The 17,501-nt window shown below is 67.7% G+C and carries 15 protein-coding genes; 8 read left to right on the forward strand and 7 right to left on the reverse strand.

All coding sequences use genetic code 11. The features are described from left to right. Positions 1-10 precede the first annotated feature (10 nt). Positions 11-1,453 (forward strand): RNB domain-containing ribonuclease, encoded by a 1,443-nt coding sequence (locus FFS52_RS00095; protein ID WP_068971678.1) that lies wholly within the window; start codon positions 11-13, stop codon positions 1,451-1,453. Positions 1,454-1,462: 9 nt separating this feature from the next. Here the strand turns inward: FFS52_RS00095 and FFS52_RS00100 are convergent, their stop codons facing one another. The 3 genes from FFS52_RS00100 to panB form a co-directional block, all read right to left on the reverse strand. After that, positions 1,463-2,956: a CYTH and CHAD domain-containing protein gene (locus FFS52_RS00100; RefSeq protein WP_068971679.1), complete on the reverse strand. Its 1,494-nt coding sequence runs from the start codon at positions 2,954-2,956 to the stop codon at positions 1,463-1,465. 67 nt (positions 2,957-3,023) lie between these two features. Next, a complete protein-coding gene (gene pip / locus FFS52_RS00105; RefSeq protein ID WP_068971680.1) occupies positions 3,024-4,007 on the reverse strand; it encodes a prolyl aminopeptidase in 984 nt (327 codons plus the stop codon). Between the two features lie 31 nt (positions 4,008-4,038). Then, complete coding sequence (gene panB / locus FFS52_RS00110) at positions 4,039-4,884, reverse strand: 3-methyl-2-oxobutanoate hydroxymethyltransferase (RefSeq protein ID WP_068971681.1); 846 nt, start codon at positions 4,882-4,884, stop codon at positions 4,039-4,041. A 325-nt stretch (positions 4,885-5,209) separates the two neighbouring features. Between panB and glnA (FFS52_RS00115) the strand changes: the two genes are divergently transcribed. The 4 genes from glnA (FFS52_RS00115) (at position 5,210) to FFS52_RS00130 (ending at position 11,332) form a co-directional block, all read left to right on the forward strand. Then, positions 5,210-6,550 (forward strand): type I glutamate--ammonia ligase, encoded by a 1,341-nt coding sequence (gene glnA / locus FFS52_RS00115; protein ID WP_065630066.1) that lies wholly within the window; start codon positions 5,210-5,212, stop codon positions 6,548-6,550. Positions 6,551-6,616: 66 nt separating this feature from the next. Continuing rightward, the gene (locus tag FFS52_RS00120; protein WP_137808467.1) at positions 6,617-9,646 is read left to right on the forward strand and encodes a bifunctional [glutamine synthetase] adenylyltransferase/[glutamine synthetase]-adenylyl-L-tyrosine phosphorylase; all 3,030 of its coding nucleotides are present in this window, start codon (positions 6,617-6,619) and stop codon (positions 9,644-9,646) included. A gap of 76 nt (positions 9,647-9,722) precedes the next feature. Then, on the forward strand, positions 9,723-10,673 hold the full coding sequence (locus tag FFS52_RS00125) for an endonuclease/exonuclease/phosphatase family protein (protein WP_068971682.1): 951 nt from the start codon (positions 9,723-9,725) through the stop codon (positions 10,671-10,673). After that, positions 10,670-11,332 (forward strand): biliverdin-producing heme oxygenase, encoded by a 663-nt coding sequence (locus FFS52_RS00130; RefSeq protein WP_068971683.1) that lies wholly within the window; start codon positions 10,670-10,672, stop codon positions 11,330-11,332. Before FFS52_RS00125 ends, FFS52_RS00130 begins: the two co-directional genes overlap by 4 nt. Positions 11,333-11,373: 41 nt before the next feature. Here the strand turns inward: FFS52_RS00130 and FFS52_RS00135 are convergent, their stop codons facing one another. Then, a complete protein-coding gene (locus FFS52_RS00135; protein WP_065630063.1) occupies positions 11,374-11,559 on the reverse strand; it encodes a hypothetical protein in 186 nt (61 codons plus the stop codon). Positions 11,560-11,732: 173 nt separating this feature from the next. Between FFS52_RS00135 and FFS52_RS00140 the strand changes: the two genes are divergently transcribed. Beyond that, a complete protein-coding gene (locus FFS52_RS00140) occupies positions 11,733-12,692 on the forward strand; it encodes a cyclase family protein (protein WP_068971684.1) in 960 nt (319 codons plus the stop codon). Between the two features lie 100 nt (positions 12,693-12,792). Further along, positions 12,793-13,851: an alcohol dehydrogenase catalytic domain-containing protein gene (locus FFS52_RS00145; protein ID WP_068971685.1), complete on the forward strand. Its 1,059-nt coding sequence runs from the start codon at positions 12,793-12,795 to the stop codon at positions 13,849-13,851. 36 nt (positions 13,852-13,887) lie between these two features. Here the strand turns inward: FFS52_RS00145 and FFS52_RS00150 are convergent, their stop codons facing one another. Beyond that, positions 13,888-14,142, reverse strand: a complete 255-nt coding sequence (locus FFS52_RS00150) for a hypothetical protein (RefSeq protein ID WP_068971686.1) — start codon at positions 14,140-14,142, stop codon at positions 13,888-13,890. 141 nt (positions 14,143-14,283) lie between these two features. Then, positions 14,284-15,717 (reverse strand): type I glutamate--ammonia ligase, encoded by a 1,434-nt coding sequence (gene glnA / locus FFS52_RS00155; RefSeq protein WP_010841141.1) that lies wholly within the window; start codon positions 15,715-15,717, stop codon positions 14,284-14,286. A 322-nt stretch (positions 15,718-16,039) separates the two neighbouring features. Here glnA (FFS52_RS00155) and FFS52_RS00160 point away from each other — a divergent pair, with 322 nt between their 5' ends. Next, positions 16,040-16,546, forward strand: coding sequence for an RDD family protein (locus FFS52_RS00160; protein ID WP_058253112.1), 507 nt, complete (start codon positions 16,040-16,042; stop codon positions 16,544-16,546). Positions 16,547-16,718: 172 nt separating this feature from the next. Here FFS52_RS00160 and FFS52_RS00165 read toward each other — a convergent pair whose 3' ends face one another. Next, on the reverse strand, positions 16,719-17,459 hold the full coding sequence (locus FFS52_RS00165) for a DUF4191 domain-containing protein (protein ID WP_058253111.1): 741 nt from the start codon (positions 17,457-17,459) through the stop codon (positions 16,719-16,721). Between the last annotated feature and the right edge of the window lie 42 nt (positions 17,460-17,501).

The raw sequence follows: 17,501 nt of genomic DNA on the forward strand, positions 1-17,501 counted from the left end.
GGTTGGGGGAGTGAAGCGCATCCTCTCCGCCCCCGACATCGACTTCGCCGGTATACGCACCGAACTGGGCGTCGACGAGGAGTACGGCGACGATGCCCTCGCCGAAGCCCGGGCCACCGCGCAGATGATCGACTCCGGCGCTCCGGGTGCCGACCGGTACGCCGACGTCCGCGAGGACCACACCGGCGTCCCCTTCGTCACGATCGACCCGCCGACCTCCCGAGATCTCGACCAGGCGGTGCACCTCACCGCCGACGGCGACGGGTTCGTCGTCGACTACGCGATCGCCGATGTCGCGGCACTCATCACCCCCGAAGGTGCTCTCGACCAGGAGAGCCGGCGACGCGGCGCGACCGTGTACTTCCCGGACGGGTCGGTCCCGTTGCACCCTCGCGCACTGTCCGAGGGCGCGGGTTCCCTTCTGCCGGAGCAGGTCAGACTGTGTGTGCTGTGGACCATCCGGGTGGCCGGCGACGGATCGGTGACCGATGTCCGGGTGCGGCGGTCCCGCATCGCCTCGGTTGCGCGCCTCGACTACGCCGGGGTCTCGGCCGATGCCGCCGCCGGCCGGCTGCATCCCGCCATCGCCGCCCTGCCCGCATTCGGCGAACTGCGACGCGAGGTCGCGCTGGCGCGGGGCGCGGTCGAACTCGACCTGCCCGACCAGACGGTCGTCCGCACGGCCGACGGGTGGCGTCTTGATCTCGAGGCACACACACCCGCCGACATGTGGAACTCGCAGGTGTCGCTGCTGGCCGGGATGTGCGCGGGCACGATCATGGTCGAGGCCGGTGTCGGGCTGCTGCGCACCCTGCCGCCGGCCGAGGAGGACGCGATCGAGGATCTGCGCGCCGCTGCCCGGGCCCTCGGGGTGCAGTGGCCGGCCGGCTTGCCGGTGGGCCGGTTCCTGGCGGGGCTACCGGGTGGCGAACCGAGCACGCTCGCCCTGCAATCGGCCGCGGCCGGGCTCATGCGGGGTGCCAACTACCTCGCCCTCACCGGACCCGACGAGCCCGTCGATGACGCGCTGATGCGGCATTCGGCGATCGGTGGGCTCTATGCCCATGTCACCGCACCGCTGCGGCGGCTCGGGGACCGGTTCGCCACCGAGGTGTGTCTGGCGATCGCATCCGGTACGCCGGTACCGGACTGGGTGCACCGCGCGTTGCCGACGCTGCCCAAGATCCTGCGGTCGGCCGACACGCTCGGCGCCACCGCGGATCGCGCGAGCATCGACCTCGCCGAAGCGGTGATTCTGCGGGAACGGGTGGGTGAGCGGTTCGACGCGCTGGTGATGTCGGGCGCGACCGAGCGCAGGCAGGCGCAGATCTTCCTGTCCGATCCGCCGGTGGTCGCGCGCTGCGCGGGTGATCTACGCCCCGGCGACCGCGTGGTCGTCGAACTCACCAAAGCCGACGAAGTGACCCGGACGGTGGAGTTCCGCAAGGTGTGAGGTGTTCGGTCAGAGTTCCTTGGCGACTCGGCGGTACGCGGCGATCGCGCGGTGCCCGTCGGCCTCGAGCCGGGCGTCGATCCGGCCGAGTACGAACATGTCGGGGCCGCCGAGGGTGCCGGCCGAGGCGATCTGTGCGAGTCGCGTCCGGTTGATCCGGGTGTCGTTGAAATCGCCCAGCGCGGACTGGATCTTCTTGGCCGCCACGCCGACCTCGCGATACTTCTTCTTCCCGAGCGGTTCGGTCGCGTCGATGCTGTAGCGCAGCCGCTTGGCGCGCTTGCGGATGGTGTGCAGCTGCTCCTCCCACTCGTCGGAACCCTCGGCGAAGCCGGCGAGACGAGCCTGTGCGCGGTGGATGTGCTTGCGGCTGCGGGCGATCGCCTTGTCGACGACCGTGGTCGCCGGGATGTCGGCGTCGGGGCCCGGTGGGGGCGACGCGATCAGGCCGTCGATGCTGTCGAGCAGGGCGAAGTACCGCTTCGACGACATCGCGGCGTGTGCCGCGCGCAGGGCGCGATCGTGGGCGGTGACCTCGGTGCCGGCGAGCTCGGCGAGCAGCTCCGGCGAGGCGTTCTCGCCACGCAGCAGTGATTCGCTCAACTCGAGCTGCACCTCTGAATCGCGTGCGTCGCCGAGGATCTGGGCGAGCAGCTTCAGCTCGGCGCCGATGTGGGCGGTGCGCTCGGCGTCGAGGACGGTGGGGAAGCCCGACAACACGCTGCGCAGGCGGCGGCACGCCACGCGCATCTGGTGCACCGCGTCGGGGGCGTCGACGCGCACCAGGGGATCGTAGGCGACCAGCGAATTGCGGTGCAGCGCAATGTCGGTGACGACGAGTTCGAGTGCGGTGGGTCGCTTGGACAGGCGCGGTTCGTGCACGGTCGGGGTGGCGCCGATCGCACGGGCGAGTTTCGACGCGCTCGACGCCTCGCGGCCGCCCCCGGCACGCAGCGCTTTGTCGGCGGCCTTCAGGAGCTTCGGCGTGCCACCGGCGAGGAGCTCGAACTCCCACTCCGCCCACTGCTGGCTGTGACCGCCGGGCAGGAGCGACTGGGCGGTGACGAGGTCCTCGGCGAGTTCGGCGAGCGGCTCGTCGTCGGCGCCGAGCAACCGGGTCACGGTGCGCGTCGTGGAGATGACGGCGACCGGCATCAGGGTGCGTTCGCGGATGTGGGCCAGGACCGGTGTCGACAGCGCGTCGGGGACGTCGCCGTCCGCGGGCGCCTCGTCGAAGCCCACGTGCAGCTCTCGCCGGGTTCCCGGAATGCCCGTGGGGCGCTTGAGGTGCCAGCCCTGGTCGCTTCCGCCGGTACGCCGACGCATGGTGATCTTGTTGCCGGCGAGGTCGAGGTTCTCGGTGTCGAAATAGGTGGCGTCGAGTGAGAACGTCTCCGGGGTCGTCGCCGACACGACACCGGGCAGCACCCGCAGGTCGGGGGCCACGTGTCCGGCGTCCACGTCGAACTTCAGCTCCACCTCGACCTGCTCGGATGCGGCCACCTGTTCCTCCTGGTTTCTCGACGGCTGTCCGTCGAGCTTAGTGGTGCGTGCGGAGTACTGGCGTCGGCTACCGCGCGAACCGGTCCGTGGCCTCGATCAGGTGGTGTCTGATACCCGGCTCGTACGATGCGTGCCCGGCGTCGGCGACGATGCGGAGATCGGCAGCCGGCCAGGCGCGGTGCAGGTCCCAGGCGCTGCGCATCGGGCACACGACGTCGTAGCGGCCCTGCACGATCACGCCGGGGATGGAGGCGATCGTGTCGATCTCGTCGAGGAGCTGACCGTCGCGCAGGAATCCGTGATTGACGAAGTAGTGGTTCTCGATCGATGCGAAGGCGAGGTCGAAGCGGTCGGTGTCCTTCTTCTGGGGGTCGTCCGCCGAGGAACCGTCCGACTCCTCGTCGGGGCGGGGGAGGAGATAGCTGGTCGCCTGCTCCCAACCCGTCCAGGCGCGGGCGGCGGCGCGGGCCGTCGCGGCGTCCCCGGAGGTGAGCAGGCGGTGATAGGCGGCGACGAGGTCGCCGTCGCGTTCGTCGACGGGGATGGGCTCGAGGTAGCTCTCCCACAGGTCGGGGTAGATGTGGGCGGCCCCGCCGTTGTAGTACCAGTCGATCTCGCTGCGCCGCAGCAGGAAGATGCCGCGCAGCACGAGTTCGGTGACGCGGTCGGGATGGGCTTGCGCGTAGGCGAGACCGAGTGTCGAACCCCAGGAACCGCCGAAGACCTGCCAGCGGTCGATCCCGAGATGAGTACGGAGGCGCTCCATGTCGGCGATGAGGTGCGGTGTCGTGTTGACGGTGAGGTTCGCGCCGTCGGCGATGTGGGGCCGGGACTGTCCGCAGCCGCGCTGGTCGAACAGGACGATCCGGTACTTCGCCGGGTCGAAGAACCGGCGCTGCGCCGGGGACGTCCCGCCCCCGGGCCCGCCGTGCACGAACACGGCGGGTTTGCCGTCCGGGTTGCCGGAGGTCTCCCAGTAGATCTGCTGGCCGTCGCCGCCGTCGAGATGGCCGGAGGCGTAGGGCTCGATCTCCGGGTAGAAGTTCCGCATGGACGTCAGCGTAGTGCTGACGTCCGGGCTCTCAGTAGCTGTGTTCGGGGCCGGGGAACACTCCGCGGCGCACCTCGTCGGCGTATTGCTCGGCGGCCGAGCGTAATTCGCCTCCGACATCGGCGAAGCGCTTGACGAACTTCGCGGTCTTGCCGTGGGAGAGTCCGGCCATGTCCTGCCACACGAGGACCTGCGCGTCGGTCTCGTTGCCCGCGCCGATGCCGACGGTCGGGATGGTCAGCTTGCGGGCGATCTGACCGGCGAGATCGGCCGGCACCATCTCCATCACCACGGCGAAGGCGCCCGCCTCCTGGACGGCGATGGCGTCGGCGACGAGCTGATCGGCGCCGTCCCCGCGGCCCTGGACACGGAAGCCGCCGAGCCCGTTGACGCTCTGCGGGGTGAACCCGATGTGGGCCATGACCGGGATGCCGGCCGCGGTCAGCGCCGCGATCTGCGGGGCGACGCGTTCACCGCCTTCGAGTTTCACCGCGTGCGCACCGGTCTCCTTGAAGATCCGGAATGCGTTCTCGAGGGCGTGCTGCGGGCCGATCTCGTAGCTGCCGAACGGCATGTCGGCTACGACGAGTGCATGCGGTGCGCCGCGTACGACGGCGCGGATGAGCGGGACCATCTCGTCGACGGTGACCGGGATGGTGGTGTCGTAGCCCAGGACGACGTTGGCGGCGGAGTCGCCGACGAGCAGGACGGGGATCTCGGCGGCGTCGAAGATGCGGGCGGAGGAGTAGTCGTATGCGGTGAGCATCGACCACTTCTCGCCCTCGGCCTTCATCTGCGCGAGATGGTGGATGCGGGTCACGCGTCGCTTGGCGGACTGGGCGGGGGCGGACGCGCCGTAAACCGAGGAATCGGACATCGTTGTCTCTTTTCTGCCTCGAGTCCCGACTGGCCGGAGAGGCGCGGCGGGTACCCGGGTTGAACACGGACGTAGGCCATTGTTTCACTAGGACGACCTGTTGTGACCTGCCATGTTTATGCGATTGGTCACACGCGCGGACGGGGTCGAGAGCGCCGTGTGCGACTCTGTCGGCAGTTCACTTGGGATTTCGTGCCCGGCCCCGCGTCCCAGCTACTGGTCGGACGTCTCACGATGTGGGATTGAGTCCGTAAAACTGCAGCACATCGAGTTGGAATTGCGCGTGTAACACGGATTTAACAGCGTACTTCTAATGTCGGCGACCATGGATCGCCAAAAGGAATTCGTGCTGCGGACCCTCGAGGAGCGCGACATCCGCTTCGTCCGACTGTGGTTCACCGACGTCCTCGGTTATCTGAAGTCCGTGGCGATCGCCCCGGCCGAACTCGAGGGCGCGTTCGCCGAGGGTATCGGCTTCGACGGCTCGTCCATCGAGGGATTCTCCCGGGTCTCGGAAGCCGACACCGTGGCCAAGCCTGATCCGTCGACCTTCCAGGTGCTGCCGTGGACAACCTCGGCCGGTCGGCACCATTCCGCACGCATGTTCTGCGACATCGCGATGCCCGACGGCACTCCCAGTTGGGCCGACTCACGGCATGTGCTGCGCCGGCAGCTCAACAAGGCCGCCGACCTCGGCTTCAGCTGCTACGTCCACCCCGAGATCGAGTTCTTCCTGCTCAAAGAGGCGCCCCTGGACGGGTCGGTGCCGACTCCCGCGGACTCCGGGGGGTACTTCGACCAGGCCGTCCACGACGCCGCGCCCAACTTCCGGCGGCATGCCATCGAGGCCCTGGAGTCGATGGGCATCTCGGTCGAGTTCTCCCACCACGAGGGTGCGCCCGGTCAGCAGGAGATTGACCTGCGCTACGCCGACGCGCTGTCGATGGCCGACAACGTCATGACGTTCCGCTACCTCATCAAGGAGGTCGCGATCAACGAGGGCGTCTGGGCGACGTTCATGCCCAAGCCGTTCAGTGAGCATCCCGGGTCGGCGATGCACACCCACCTCAGCCTGTTCGAGGGCGACCTCAACGCCTTCCACAACCCCGACGACCCGATGCAGCTCTCGGCCACCGGAAAGAAGTTCATCGCCGGCATCCTGCATCACGCCTCGGAGATCAGTGCGGTCACCAACCAGTGGGTGAACAGCTACAAGCGGCTCATCCACGGTGGTGAGGCGCCGACCGCGGCCACCTGGGGCGGCGCCAACCGCTCGGCGCTGATCCGACTCCCGCTCTACACGCCGAACAAGGCGTCGTCGCGCCGCATCGAGGTCCGCAGCCCCGACTCCGCCTGCAATCCGTACCTGACCTTCGCGGTGCTGCTGGCCGCCGGGCTCAAGGGCATCAACGAGGACTACGAGCTGCCCGACGAGGCCGAGGACGACGTCTGGGCGCTCACCTCGGCCGAGCGTCGGGCGATGGGCTACAAGGAACTCCCCGGCAGCCTGGCCGACGCGCTGAAGGAGATGGAGAACTCGGAGCTGGTCGCCGAGGCCCTCGGCGAGCACGTGTTCGACTACTTCCTGCGAAACAAGTGGACGGAATGGACGAATTACCGCAGCCTCGTGACCCCGTTCGAGCTGCAGAACTACCTGCCGCTGTAAGGGCGGCCTTGCCCGGTCCGGGACCGCGATGTCGTGCCGATCGGATCCGGTCGCTACTTTTGTGATGTGACAACACGATCGGGCCCCCCGGGGCGAGCCGGACGCAGCACCGTCCCCAGCGCGGGCCGGCTGGGTCTGCTCGACGACTCCGCACCCCGGAACCTCGCCGATCTCGGGTGGAACACGCCAGAATCGGTCGACGTGTTGTGGGCCCTGTCGCGGTCTCCCGACGCCGACCTGGCCCTCCGTACGCTCGTGCGGTTGCGCAGCGCCGTCGGCGACGAGTGGTCCGAGATCGACGGCCTGGTGCGCGCGGAGCGCGCATTCCGTGGGCGCCTGTTCGCGGTCATCGGTTCGTCGGACGCGCTCGCCGATCACCTGGTCGCCGAACCGTCGAGCTGGCGGCTCCTGCTCGCCGACGAGTTGCCCGACCGTGCCGAGGTCGACCGTCTGATGCTCGCCTCCGTCGGTGCCGAGCCCGTTCCGGGCGAGGTCGAGAAGGGCAACCGGGTGTACCGGTCGGCGCTCACCGGCCCGAAGGCCGTCATCGCACTCCGCCTGGCCTACCGCAACCTGATCCTGCAACTCGCGGCCCACGACGTCGCCTCGACCGTCGAGGACGAACCGGTGATGTGGTTGCCCGAGGTGGGTGCCTACCTGTCCGACTGCGCCGACGCCGCCATGACCGCCGCCCTCGCCGTCGCCTTCGCCGAGGTCTGCGGGGACGATCCCATCCCGGTCCGGCTCGCCGTGGTCGCGATGGGCAAATGCGGTGCGCGCGAACTGAACTACGTCAGCGACGTCGACGTCATCTTCGTCAGTGACCCGGCCGACGGTACCGCGGCGCGGATCGCGGGCGAGATGATGCGCATCGGTTCGCTCGCGTTCTTCGAGGTCGATGCCGCGCTACGGCCCGAGGGGAAGTCCGGAGCGCTGACCCGAACCCTGGAATCGCATGTGGCCTACTACGAACGGTGGGCCAAGACCTGGGAGTTCCAAGCGCTGCTCAAGGCCCGGGCGATGACCGGCGACATGCATCTCGCCGACGATTACATCGCCGCGGTCAAACCGATGGTGTGGAAGGCGGCCGAGCGGCCCGACTTCGTGCCCGAGGTGCAGAAGATGCGACGCCGCGTCGAATCCCTGCTCCCCGAGGACGAGCGCGAGCGCAACCTCAAACTCGGGCGCGGCAGTCTGCGCGACGTCGAGTTCGCGGTCCAGCTCCTGCAGATGGTGCACGGCCGGGTGGACGAGAACCTGCGCGTGATGCCGACCGTCGACGCGCTGGCCGCGCTCACCGCGGGCGGTTACGTCGGACGCGACGACGCCGCGAATCTCAGTGCGTCGTACCAGTTCTTGCGTCTCCTCGAACACCGGCTGCAGCTTCAGCGCATGTCCCGGACGCATCTGCTGCCGCAGCCCGACGACCACGAGGCGCTGCGCTGGCTCGCCCGCGCCGCACACATCCGGCGAGAGGGCGAACTCGACGCGACGGGGGTGCTGCGCGAACAGATCCGCCACCAGAGCCTGCGGGTCCGGCGGCTGCACCAGAAGCTGTTCTACCGCCCGCTGCTCGAGGCGGTCACGCGCTTCAAGACCGACGAGCTGACCCTGACCGACACCTCCGCCGAGAGGCGGCTGGCCGCACTGGGTTACGCGAAACCCGATCGGGCACTGAGTCATATCCGCGCGCTGTCGAACGCGCCGGGACGCCGCGGTCAGATCCAGCTGCTCATCCTGCCGCAGTTGCTCGAACACATCGGGGATACACCGGATCCCGATGCCGGCCTGCTGAACTACCGCCGGCTGTGCGACGTGATGGAGGACACCGACTGGTTCCTGCGACTGCTGCGCGACGACGGCGTGGTGGCGGCGCGGCTGATGAAGGTGCTCGGGACGTCGGAGTACATCGCGAACATGCTGATGCGTTCGCCCGAGGTGATCCACCAGTACTCCGACGGGCCGGACGGGCCCAAGCTGTGCAACGTGCGCCCCGAGGACGTCGCCAAGGGCCTCGTCGCCTCGACGGTCCGCCAGCAGGACATGAAACGCGCAGTGGCCGTGGCCCGTTCGCACCGTCGGGCCGAGCTGGTCCGCATCGCCTCTGCCGACGTGCTGGGACTGCTGGACGTACCGGCCGTCTGCAAGGCGCTGTCCAGTGTGTGGGCGGCGGTCCTGAACGCAGCGCTCACCGTCGCGATCAACATCTCCGAGCGAGAACGGGGGAGCCGGGCGCCGGCGCGCATCGCGGTGATCGGGATGGGCCGGCTCGGCGGTGGCGAGCTGGGTTACGGATCCGACGCCGACGTGATGTTCGTGTGTCAGCCCGATCGGGACGCCGAGGAGTCCGAGGCGCTCAAGTGGGCGCAGACGATCGCCGAGAACGTGCGGTCGATGCTGGGGAGCCCGAGCGCGGATCCACCCCTCGAGGTCGACACAGGGCTGCGACCCGAAGGCCGGAACGGTCCGATCGTGCGGACCCTCGCGTCCTACGCCGCCTACTACGCGCAGTGGGCGCAACCGTGGGAGGTCCAGGCGCTGCTCCGGGCGCATCAGGTAGCGGGCGACGAGGCCCTCGGCATCGACTTCCTGCACATGATCGACCACGTGCGGTATCCGGCCGGCGGTGTCAGCAACGACGCCGTTCGGGAGATCCGCCGGATCAAGGCCCGCGTGGACGCCGAACGTCTGCCGCGCGGCGCCGACCCGGCCACCCACACCAAGCTCGGCCGCGGTGGCCTCGCCGACATCGAGTGGACGGTGCAGCTCCTGCAGCTGAAGTATGCGCACCGCTATCGGAGCCTGCACAACACGTCGACGCTGGACTCACTGGATGCCATCGGCGCGGCGGAGTTGTTGTCGGAGAACGACGTCGCGCTGTTGAAGGACGCCTGGACGACCGCGACGAAGGCGCGCAACGCGCTGGTCCTGGTGCGTGGCAAGCCGATCGATCAACTACCTGGGCCGGGTGCACAACTGCGCCAGATCGCGTTTGCCGCGGGGTGGCCGGAGGACCAGGCCAACGAGTTCCTGGAGAATTATCTCCGGGTGACGCGCCGGGCCAAGGCCGTGGTGCTCAAGGTCTTCGGGGCCTGAGCGCGGAGAGATGCGGACGGGCGCGGAAGGGCGCAGCTGACTCCGGCGGGGGAACACCGGATCACATGGGGGAGCGATGACGAGATTTCTGTGGGCGGCCGCGTACGTCCTGGGGTGGGCGATGCTCGCCGGCGTGGTGCTGGGCGTGTTCCTGCACTTTTACCCGTCCCGCGGTGACGTCGCGCTGTACCTCACGAGCGCCGTGCAGTTCGCGTTGATCCCCGGAGTGATCGCCATCGTCGTCTTCGCGGTCCTGCGGCGCTGGTTCATGCTGGCGATTGCGATCGTGGCCGTCGGCGGTCTGGCCTACACCCAGGTGCCGCTGGTCATCGCCAACGCGGCGCCGTCCGGCGAGCGGTTCACCGTCGTGTCGGCCAACCTGCTCTTTGGCGGGGGCGACCTGGGTGCGCTCGAGAAGATCGTCGCCGACGCCGATCCGGACCTCGTGTCCCTCCAAGAGGTCACCCCCGAGGCGCTGGAACGTCTGCGGCGCAGTGAGATCGGCCGGACCCTGCCGCACGAGTTCGCGATCCCGTACACCTACGCGGCCGGCACCGCGATGTTCAGCAAGCGCCCGCTGGACGAGCGATACAACATCCCGGGGACGGTGCTGCACAACCTGCAGGCCCGCACCGACCTGCCGGGCGCCGCCGGGACCCAGGTCCTGGCCATCCACCCGGCGGCGCCGCTGTGGGGTCGCAACTGGGACTGGCACGACGACATGGACACGCTCGCCACACATTTCGCCGAGCTCCCACCCGGCCGGGTGATCGCGATCGGGGACTACAACTCCACCTGGAATCACGCGAAGTATCGCAGCCTGCTGACCAACGGGCTCGTCGACGGCACCGACATGGCCGGTGCCGGGTTCCTGCCGAGCTATCCCACCGACAAGCAGCTCGGCAACCGGCCGCTGGTCGCCATCGACCGGGTCATCCTGCGCGGTTTCGTGGCCACGTCGATGGACACCCACTACCTGCCGGGTTCCGATCACCGGACTCTGGTGGTAACACTGGTGGCATCATGACGCCCGATCCCCAGAACGTCGGACCACACGACCGCCCGAGTATCTCCGAACGTCTGCGTTCGGCCACCGCGGTGGCGCACGAACGCGCCGAGCATGCGCCGTTCATCGACGATCTGATGTCGGGCCGGTTGGACTCCGGCGAGTATCAGCGCCTGGCGGTCCAGTTGTACTTCGTCTACGAGGCGCTCGAGCGTGTCGGTGCCGACCTGGCGGGGGACCCGGTGGCCGACGCCGTGCTGGACCCGAAACTGCTTCGCCTGCAACGCCTCGGCGCCGACCTCGCCTCCTTCGGCATCGACCCGTCGACGGCGTCGCCGCTGCCGGCAGTGGCGCGGTATGTAGCGGCGATCGAATCAACCCGCACCGACCCGGCGCGCTACGTGGCTCATCACTACACGCGCTATCTCGGCGACCTCAGCGGTGGCCAGGTGGTGGCCCACCGCATGCGAGAGCATTACGGGGTCGAGGACGCGGCGCTGAGTTTCTACTCGTTCGACGAGATCGACAAGCTCAAGCGCTACAAGGACGCCTACCGGGCGCGGCTCGACGCGCTACCGCTCGACGCCACAGGGATCGACCGGCTCGTCGACGAGGCCATCGCCGCTTTCGACCACAATCAGGCGGTGTTCGGCGATCTCGACGGCGCCCGGGCGGCCTGACCCATAGGTCCGCCCGAACGACGGGATCGTCGAATCAGGCGTCAGTTGACCTGCAGCTTGACGGTGCGGTCCAGGACGACCTCGCTCAGGTCGTCGTGGCCCTTCACGAGTTCGATGCGCAACTGGTTGTCGTCGAGACGACTGGTGGTCCGAACCACTCGCGGGGTGCCCTCCAGGCGGATGCGGTCACCGGGTACGAGGTCTTCGACGTATACATCACGGGTCATTCGTCCAAACTACGGTCGTATTCGGTGAGTCGGCAGGGTAACAAGTCCCAAAAGTGGTACGGATCACATGCCGTATTGCGGGTGCTGTTTCGACGCACGTCAGCGTTGCCGTTCGGCACCCGATTGCACATCCAGCGCGCGTCGCGCGCTGACACCCTGCGGAAGGTGAATCGATGGCAGATGCCGCCGTGCCCGATCTCAGCGAGATCCTCGCCGACTCGCCCACCAATTGGGGCAGATGGGGACCCGATGACGAGGTGGGCAGCCTGAACCATCTGACGGCCGCACAGGTCTTGGCGGGCGCGGCGCAGATCAGGCGGGGCGCGGTGTTCACGCTTCAGCGCCTGATCGGTGATCCCCACGGTGACCCCGTGTGGCCGGGTCGTAGCCCTGCCACTCGCGAGATGACCCTTGACGAATCGCACTGGGATGACGGCAAAGGGCCTGCTTTCCCCGGAGGCATGCACTGCGCCGACGACAAGCTCACCGCATCGCTCCAGGGTTCCACGCAGTACGACGCGCTCGGCCACGTCTGGTACGACGGCCAGATCTGGAACGGGTACGACTCGAGGACCACGATCGGGGGCTTGTCGAGGGCCAGCGTCGCGCCGATCGCCGAGCGTGGAGTGGTCGGTCGCGCCGTGCTCCTCGACATCGCACGTCACCGGGGTAAGGCCTACCTGGAGCCGTACGAGACGTTCGACCACGAGGATCTGATCGCGTGTGCCGAGTACCAGGGCACGGAGATCCAGCCGCGCGACATCGTGGTGATCCGAACCAATCACCTGCAACTGTTCTTCGAGAACGCCGTCGAGTTTTACAGCGACTTCTGCGAATCCGGCCTCGTCTACTCCCGCGAACTCGTGTCCTGGTTCCAGGAGATGGAGATACCGAATCTCGTGACCGACACCATCGCGAACGAGGTGACCGTGGACCCGAACAACGGCGCCGCTCTGGTGCTGCACAACGCGCTCATGCGCAACCTCGGCGTGGCGTTCACCGAGATCTGCGACCTCGAGAAGCTCGCCGCCGATTGCGCCGACGACGGGGTCTACACGTTCTTCTACGTGGCCGCGCCGCTGAAGATCAACGAGGCCACCGGTTCTCCTGTCAACCCTGTCGCCATCAAGTGAGACTTCTTCCCGGCCGGGCAGTCGTCTCAAGGTGAGACGTTCTGCGAGCGCACCCATGCCTACTCTTCGCGCGAGGACCCGCAACCACAAGGAGTCGGCCATGAAAGCTCTCGTGTATCACGGTCCAGGTCAGAAGGCCTGGGAGGACGTTCCGAATCCGGTCCTGCTGGAACCGACGGACGCCATCGTCAAGATGGAGGTGACCACCATCTGCGGAACAGATCTGCACATCCTCAAGGGCGACGTACCGGCGGTCACGCCGGGTCGGATCCTCGGGCACGAGGGCGTCGGAGTGGTCACCGAGGTCGGTCCCGGCTGCGAACGGGTCAAGGTCGGGGACCGCGTGATCGTGTCGTGCGTGAGCAAGTGTGGAACATGCGAGTTCTGCAAGGCCGGCCTGACGTCGCACTGCCAGACGGTGGGCGGCATCGGCTGGATCTTCGGTCACCTCATCGACGGCACCCAGGCCGAGTACGTCCGGGTTCCGTTCGCGGACAACGGTCTGATCGCGCTTCCCGAGAAGGTGACTCCCGAGCAGGGCACGATGCTCAGCGACATCCTGCCGACCGGCTACGAGATCGGGGTGCTCTACGGCGCCGTCGCAGAGGGCGACGTCGTCGCCGTCGTCGGGGTCGGGCCGGTCGGGCTGGCGTCGGTGATGACGGCGTCGGCGGCCGGCGCGTCGAAGGTGATCGCCGTGGACGGCAACAAGTTCCGGCTCGAGCAGTCGCGCGACTTCGGTGCGACCGACACGATCGACGTCAACGCAGGCGGGGACGTGGTCGCGCAACTCAAGGAACTCAGCCGAGGCGGGCTCGGGGTGGACGTGGCGATCGAGGCGGTCGGGGTGCCCGCGACGTTCGGCGTCGCGCTCGATTCCGTCCGTCCCGGCGGTCATGTCGCCAACGTCGGCGTGCACGGGGAGAGCGTCACCTTCCCGATCGAGCGGGACTGGATCAACAACCTCACGATCACCACCGGATTGGTCAACGCCACGACCGCACCCGAACTCCTGGAGAGCATCGAACGCGGGGACATCTCCCCGGAGAAGTTCATCACCCACCGGTTCACGTTCGATCAGTTCGACGAGGCGTACGACACGTTCGCGAACGCTGCCGACGAGCACGCGCTCAAGGTGATCATCGCCGCCGGCGACTGACGGTCCGGCCTGGTCCGGCGGCGCTGGCTCGGGTCGTCACTCCTTGGCCTCGGCGATGGAGAGAACGACCGTGGTCCGCTCGTCGGAATCCGCTACGACGTCGTCGGTCTCGTCGACCAACGAGAAGTGCCGGACGTTGGCGAGATTCACGATGTGCGCCGACCCCTCGAGCTCGAGGGCGATCGGTTCGCGCTGCCGGACCACGTCGCGGACGAACTGCATCACCTCCGGGACCGACTCCGCGAACAGCAGGCGGATCTCGAACTCGTCGGACGTCAGCAGTGTGCCCATGCGGCTCATCGTCGCACGGCGGGACGGTCGGACACGGCTGCTCGCGCGGATTGATGGATCGAACCGGCCGACAACGAAACGGCCCGCTCGGCGATCGGAGAGCGATCGCGGAGCGGGCCGAGTCGACGTCGGAGCCTGGGCTCAGCAGTCGTAGTACAGCGAGAACTCGTACGGGTGCGGACGGATCTGCACCGGCTCGATCTCGTTCTCACGCTTGAGCGCGATCCAGGTCTCGATGAGGTCCTCGGTGAACACGCCACCGGCGGTGAGGTATTCGTGATCCTCTTCGAGACGGTCGATGACCGCGGCCAGCGAGGTCGGGGCCTGCGGGATGCTCTTGGCCTCTTCCGGCGGGAGCTCGTAGAGGTCCTTGTCGACGGGCTCGTGCGGCTCGATCTTGTTCTTGATGCCGTCCAGGCCGGCCATCATCATCGCGGCGAACGCCAGGTACGGGTTGCCCGAGCTGTCCGGGCAACGGAACTCGAGGCGCTTGGCCTTCGGGTTGTTGCCGGTGATCGGGATACGCACACAGGCCGACCGGTTGCGCTGGCTGTAGACCAGGTTGATCGGGGCCTCGTAGCCCGGCACCAGACGCTTGTAGGAGTTCACGGTCGGGTTGGTGAACGCCAGCAGCGACGGTGCGTGGTGCAGGATGCCACCGATGTAGTAGCGCGCCAGGTCCGACAGGCCCGCGTAGCCGGCCTCGTCGTGGAACAGCGGCTTGCCGTCCTTCCACAGCGACTGGTGGGCGTGCATGCCCGAACCGTTGTCGCCGAAGAGCGGCTTCGGCATGAAGGTGACCGACTTGCCGTTCTGCCATGCGGTGTTCTTGATGATGTACTTGAACAGCTGCACGTCATCGGCTGCGTGGAGCAGAGTGTTGAACTTGTAGTTGATCTCCGCCTGGCCCGCGGTGCCGACCTCGTGGTGGCCGCGCTCGAGCTCGAAGCCCGAGTTCTGCAGGTTGGTGGACATCTCGTCACGCAGGTCGACGTAGTGGTCGTACGGTGCGACGGGGAAGTACCCACCCTTCGGGCGGACCTTGTAGCCGAGGTTGGGGCTGCCGTCGGGATCGGTCGGCGACGCGGTGTTCCACCAGCCGGACTCGGACTCGACCTCGTAGAAGGTGCCGTTCATCTCGGAACCGAAGGACACCGAGTCGAAGATGTAGAACTCGGCCTCGGCACCGAAGAAGCAGGTGTCGGCGACGCCGGTGGAGGCGAGGTAGTCCTCGGCCTTGCGGGCGACGTTGCGCGGGTCGCGGCTGTAGGCCTCGCGGGTGAACGGGTCGTGGACGAAGAAGCTGAGGTTCATCGTCTTGGCCTTGCGGAACGGATCGATCCGCGCGGTGGCCGGGTCGGGCAGCAGCATCATGTCCGACTCGTTGATCGACTGGAAGCCACGCACCGACGATCCGTCGAACGCCAGCCCGTCCTCGAAGACGTCCTCGTCGAAGGCCGACGCGGGGATCGAGAAGTGCTGCATGACACCGGGCAGGTCGCAGAAACGGATGTCGACGTACTCGACACCTTCCTTCTTGATGCCCTCGAGTAGTTCTTCTTTACTGCTGTACACCGTGCGGTGACTCCTTCGTGATCGGTGGTCCGTGTATGGGGACACGCCACATCCGCCACTGAGAAACAGCAGCGGATCTCAGCGGCAACCGTATGGAGGCGAAGTTGCCCATGCGTCAAGTCCGTGTTTCCCCCGTGTTACACGCGCAGTGGTGTTGGCTACACAGCGTGATCGGGGGCCGTCGCACTCGGCGCATCCCAACCCTAGCGGCAGGGGCCAACGGGCGGGACGGGTCACGACAACCAGCGACTACGATGGTTCCCAGTGCGGCGACGACGCGGACCGAGGGGGTTGCGCGGTCGCGTGAGAGGAGTCATCACCGATGGGACGAGTCACGGGTTCCTGGCTGTCGGGACCGCAGATCGGTCCCGAGAACGGCGTGGACAACGAGTACCGGGGACAGGATCTCGGCCTGCCGGAGAGCGGTCCCGGGTCGCTGGCCACCGGCTGGCCGCGGGTGGCCGGCCTGCTCGTCGACTGGCTGATCGCCGGTGGGCTCGCGATGGCGTTCTTCGGTGGCTTCAACTCGCCGCATCTGGGCACCGCGCAGATGGGCGTGTGGTTCGTCATGGGCATCTTCGCGGTGACGCTGTTCGGGTTCACCCCGGGCCAGCTCGTCATCGGGATGCGCGTGGCGCGTGTGGATTACGGCGTCGAGCGCAACACCGCCGAAGCGACCGGCGAGCAGAGCCCGGCGGCGGTCGGGATCGTCCGGGCCTTCTTCCGCCAGCTGCTGATGATCTTCCTCGTCCCGGCCCTGATCAACGACTACAACGGACGCGCCCTGCACGACCGCGCAACCGGCACCGCGCTCGTCCGGACCCGCTGAGCAGCGGCCGATCCGGCGCACAAGCCACTCATCGACGAAACCCACCACCGAATCGTCATTGGTGGTGGGTTTTGTCGTAGGTCGTGGCCCGGCGAACCCGGTTCACAGTCAACGTAAATCGATGCACCGTCAACGGGATCGGGTGCACGGTCGACGGGATGGGGCGGGAGCGTCAGCCGCGGCGGCGCGCCGTGCGCTGCATGCTGCGCATCTTGGCGTTCGCGGGCAGGGGACCCTTTGGCATGCCGGGGCCGGGGGCCTTGCTGCCGAGGGCGGACAGTCGGCCTTCCAGGGTCTCCATCCGCTTGCGGTCGATGTTGCTGGGCAGCTTGTTGAGGTGCCGCTCGAGCTTCGACAGCGGGACCTGGCCGTCGTCGTTGCCGACCATGATCTCGTAGATCGGGGTGTCGCCGACGACCCGCGCGACCTTCTTCTTCTCCTGGCCGAGGAGCGACTTGATGCGGGTCGGGGAGCCCTCGGCGACCAGGATGATGCCCGGCTTGCCGATGACACGGTGCACGGCGTCGAGCTGGGAGGTGCCGGCCACGGCCTGCTTGACCCGCCACTGCCCGCGCATGTTGCCCAGTGCCCATCCGGCGGCGCCGGGCTGTCCCTCGGCCTTGGTGTACACGTTCTTCTGGACGCGGCGGCCGAACAGGATGAAGGCGCCGAGGATGCCCAGCACCACGCCGAGCGGGATCAGCAGCCACGGCGAACCGAGGACGAATCCGAGAGCGGTGAAGACCGCGATCGACAGGACGATGACACCCACCATGTAGGGGATGAGTCGTTTGTCTTCCTTGCGCTGCATCTGGAAGGCCTGCCAGAGCTGCTGGCGCCGTTCCTTCGATGCGGCCTTACGGGCCTTCTTCTTCTCGGCCTTGACCTCTTTGCTCACCTGCGCCTTTGCCATGAGGCCAGTTTACGTCCGTGGATCGAGCGATCGGGGCATCGG

The sequence above is a fragment of the Gordonia sp. ALPHA1B1 genome (assembly GCF_005502615.1).
Lineage (GTDB): Bacteria > Actinomycetota > Actinomycetes > Mycobacteriales > Mycobacteriaceae > Gordonia > Gordonia hongkongensis.

Bases quoted from the DNA above. Each gene is read 5' to 3' on its own strand.
- pip (WP_068971680.1), bottom strand. From the start codon at position 4,007: ATGCGGAACTTCTACCCGGAGATCGAGCCCTACGCCTCCGGCCATCTC.
- panB (WP_068971681.1), bottom strand. From the start codon at position 4,884: ATGTCCGATTCCTCGGTTTACGGCGCGTCCGCCCCCGCCCAGTCCGCC.
- glnA (WP_065630066.1), top strand. From the start codon at position 5,210: ATGGATCGCCAAAAGGAATTCGTGCTGCGGACCCTCGAGGAGCGCGAC.
- FFS52_RS00125 (WP_068971682.1), top strand. From the start codon at position 9,723: ATGACGAGATTTCTGTGGGCGGCCGCGTACGTCCTGGGGTGGGCGATG.
- FFS52_RS00130 (WP_068971683.1), top strand. From the start codon at position 10,670: ATGACGCCCGATCCCCAGAACGTCGGACCACACGACCGCCCGAGTATC.
- FFS52_RS00135 (WP_065630063.1), bottom strand. From the start codon at position 11,559: ATGACCCGTGATGTATACGTCGAAGACCTCGTACCCGGTGACCGCATC.
- FFS52_RS00140 (WP_068971684.1), top strand. From the start codon at position 11,733: ATGGCAGATGCCGCCGTGCCCGATCTCAGCGAGATCCTCGCCGACTCG.
- FFS52_RS00145 (WP_068971685.1), top strand. From the start codon at position 12,793: ATGAAAGCTCTCGTGTATCACGGTCCAGGTCAGAAGGCCTGGGAGGAC.
- FFS52_RS00150 (WP_068971686.1), bottom strand. From the start codon at position 14,142: ATGGGCACACTGCTGACGTCCGACGAGTTCGAGATCCGCCTGCTGTTC.
- FFS52_RS00160 (WP_058253112.1), top strand. From the start codon at position 16,040: ATGGGACGAGTCACGGGTTCCTGGCTGTCGGGACCGCAGATCGGTCCC.
- FFS52_RS00165 (WP_058253111.1), bottom strand. From the start codon at position 17,459: ATGGCAAAGGCGCAGGTGAGCAAAGAGGTCAAGGCCGAGAAGAAGAAG.